At 63.9% G+C, this 3,310-nt stretch carries 3 protein-coding genes; all 3 read right to left on the minus strand.

Annotated elements, in window-relative coordinates:
* Positions 1 to 287 (minus strand): aldehyde dehydrogenase family protein (locus ABSF49_RS21185; RefSeq protein WP_424114612.1); only part of this gene is annotated, 287 nt, incomplete at its 3' end.
* A gap of 192 nt (positions 288 to 479) precedes the next feature.
* A complete protein-coding gene (locus ABSF49_RS21190) occupies positions 480 to 2,144 on the minus strand; it encodes an FAD-binding oxidoreductase (protein ID WP_424114613.1) in 1,665 nt (554 codons plus the stop codon).
* A gap of 17 nt (positions 2,145 to 2,161) precedes the next feature.
* Positions 2,162 to 3,310, minus strand: a 1,149-nt coding sequence (locus ABSF49_RS21195) for a (Fe-S)-binding protein (RefSeq protein WP_424114614.1), incomplete at its 5' end; no start/stop codon positions are given.

Consider the following 3,310-nt stretch of genomic DNA (forward strand, 5'->3'; position numbering starts at 1 on the left):
AGAGCCTTCATCCGGAACAGCACCTGGACCCGCTTGCTCACCGGCGTGTCGCGCCAGGCGGGAAACGCCTTGGCAGCGGCCTCGATGGCTTCCTCGACTTCGTCGGCCGTGCACTGCGGCGCGAGCGCGATGATCGCGCCGGTCGAAGGATCGAAACACGGCATGTATTTTTGGCTGGCCGATTCCTTCCACTGGCCGCCGACGCCGTACTTCAGCTTCTTCGGCCGCTCGCCGCTGATGGGATCCGGCTCGCCTCGGGACCCGGCGGCAAAATAGTCGTTGAACATAACCCGCTCCTCGTGTTCCAAGTTCTGTCGCGGAGAAGCCGCGAGACGGCGTCGGCCGCGTCGTGTCGTCGTCTCGACGCGCAAATCGCCCGGGTGACGGCGCCGTCGTTCGGCTGTGGCGGGAACGACGGCAAGAGTCGACGACGTCGCATCGCGAAGGCGGCGGAGCGAACGTCCACCGCCGACGTTTCTCTATTTCGCTTGCGCCGGCGCTTGTCCCCACTTCTCAGGCAGCCACGGATAGTTGCGATCGCCGAGAGAGTTCGGATCGACCGCTTCCTTGAACTGTCTTTGGAAATCGAGAACGAAGGTCTGCGGCGCCTTGGCCATGCCGTCCCAGATTCTCTGGTCGGACCAGCCGATCTGCAGGTACAGGAGCTCCTTGCCGAGCGGCAGACCCTGGGCGACGCAGTCGGCGATCGCGTCCTCCATATGTTTGATGCACGCGTCGATCGAAGCGTCGCTGGCGGGGTCGTAGGAGACGAACTGCTCGAGGCCGAAATAGCCGCCGCCGCCCAAGGTGCTGCCGCAGCCCATCAGCGCGTCGCCGCCGCACTCGACCAGCAAATGACTCTGCTGATCTTCCTCGAAGCCCTTGATCGCGGTCGGGACGTAGCCCTTGACGAAATCCGGGGTTCCCGCCTGCATCCAGCTTCCCATGTAGCCGCCGGCCCAGATGAAGTTGCAGTGCTTATGGCCGAGCCGTTGCATGTACATGTTGGTGAATTCGGCCATGTCCTGTTGGCAATACCGCTCCACCTTGTAGCAGCCGGTCTGGGAGAGGATTTGGTCGAGGATCTTGTCCTGCAGCTGGATGCCGTCGACCGACTGCGCGGCCAGGATCAGTTGGAACGAAATCCTCGCCTTCTCGTTGATGGCGATGATTTCCGGATCCTTGGCGAGCGTCTCGACGTCGTTGAGGGTCTTGGTCGGATCGATGTAGGTCAGCCACAACGCTGTCGCCAAATTGGCGCCGGCCAGGTTCAACTGCCGGTGGAAGATGTAGCCGAGCCCGTTGTCGTAGATCGCGTAATAGCAGTTCGCCCACGCGTCCCAGTTCGGCGCGCCGATCGTGTAGGCGCGGAAGTTCTCGCCGATCGGCAGCCGATAGCCCGGCGGCCGACCCTTGACTTCCAACTCCGTCGGCCCCGGCCAATCCGCGAGCTTGATCGCGCATTTGGTGTAAGTGCCGAGACCGCCGCGCGACCCCAAGTTGCCGCGGGTGACGCCCCTGACGCTGGGACCGGGGCCTTCCGAGCAGAACCAGCCGGCGCCCGAGCCGAGCGAGCCGGTGCGAACGACCTTTCCGGCCGGGGTCACCCATTCCTGACCGAGCAGATTGTCGGAATTGTTGCCCATGTAATGGCTCGACGGGCCGCCGCCGAAATAGGCGCAGGCGCTCGCCACCACCGAGGTGGAGCTGCCCGCCCCGATGATGTTGCAGTTGAGCCCGCGCTTCATCGCCTCCGCCTGAAGCTGGGCGCAGATCACGTAGGGCTCGACGATGGCGAAGCGGTTCTTCTCGTCGATGTCGATGATGCGGTTCATCCGCCTGAGGTCGAGCTGGACCGTCGGCTCGTTGTCCTTCATCGGCGCGGCCCAGTGATACCAGCCGGTCGAAATCGGCTTGATCTTGATTTTGTATTTGTTGCAGACCTTGGTCACCGCCTGCACTTCGCGGGTCGAGGCCGGCATCACCACCGCCCACGGCCGCGGCATGTAGTGGCTGCGGTTCGGCCGCACGAGTTCGGCGAGCCACTCGAAGGCGTAGGAGTCGAGGAAAGCGGGATCGTCGGTGACGTTTTCCGTTCCGACGATGTCCTCGATGGCGCGATAGGCGTCTCTGGAGATTTCCATTTTTCGGATCCTTCCGCTCACAGGGCCATGTTGACGAGCTGGAGAATGTCGAGAACTTCCAGCTTGCCCTTCGTGCCCCGCACGGCGTCGATGAAGTTGCGCTCGCACCACGGGCAAGCGGTCACCAGGGCGTCCGCCCCGGTCGACTCGGCTTCCTCGATGCGCTCGCCTGCGGTCCATTCGGAGAACTTGGGATAGGCTTCCCGCGCCCCGCCCCCGGCGCCGCAGCACCAGGCGCCTTCCTTGATGCGCTCCATCTCGACCAGTTCGACGCCGGGAATGGCCTTCAGCACGTTGCGCGGCGCGTCGTAGACGCCGAAGGCGCCGTTGTAGCGCGGGCGCGGCGGGTCGTAGACGACGGCCTGGCCGAAGATCTTCTTCTCGACGCCGTCCCACGGCACGTAGTCTTCGCCTTGCCGGCCGAGATGGCAGGGATCGTGATAGGTGACCTTCATCGGCACGGGATTGGTCATCTTCAGCCGACCGTCCGTCACCATCTGGTCGAGCAGCTCGACCATGTGGACGACCTTGATCGTCGAGCCGGCGTGCTTCGTGTAAAGTCGCTTGAACGCGTAGTAGCAATCGGCGCACGGCGTGATGACCGTGTCGACGCCGGCCTTCTTCCACGCCGCCAGATTATGATCGGCGCTGTTGTGCAGCTGCTGGTCGACGCCGATGCTGAACGCCTTGCCGCCGCAGCAGCTCTCGGCCGCGCCCATGATGCCGAAGTCGACGCCGGCCTTCTTGAGAATCTCGACCGCGGTGCGGGCGACTTCGCTCTGCTCGCCGTCGAACGAATAGCGGCAGCCGGCGTGGAAGACATACTTCGCCGTGGTCTTGGTGAGGTCCTTGACGCCGAGATCCTTCGCCCAGTCGCCGCGCCGCTCGTGCGGCTCGCCCATCGTGTTGTAGTCCTTGCGAAGCGACTCCAGCATCGGCTGAAAGGCTTCGGGCAGATCGCCGTCCTCGACCAGCTTGGCGCGCAACTCGTGCATCGCCAGCAGCGGCTCCATGTCGTAGCGGCACACCTTGCAGGCGACGTCGCAGGACCCGCACATGTTGCACATGAACACGGAGTCCTTGACCTTGTCGGTCACCGTCGAGCGCCCGTCCATCAACGACAGCGAGGTGATCAGCCGACCGCCGGCCGAATAGGAATGGAATTT

The sequence above is a fragment of the Roseiarcus sp. genome, from assembly GCF_049514155.1.
Lineage (GTDB): Bacteria > Pseudomonadota > Alphaproteobacteria > Rhizobiales > Beijerinckiaceae > Roseiarcus.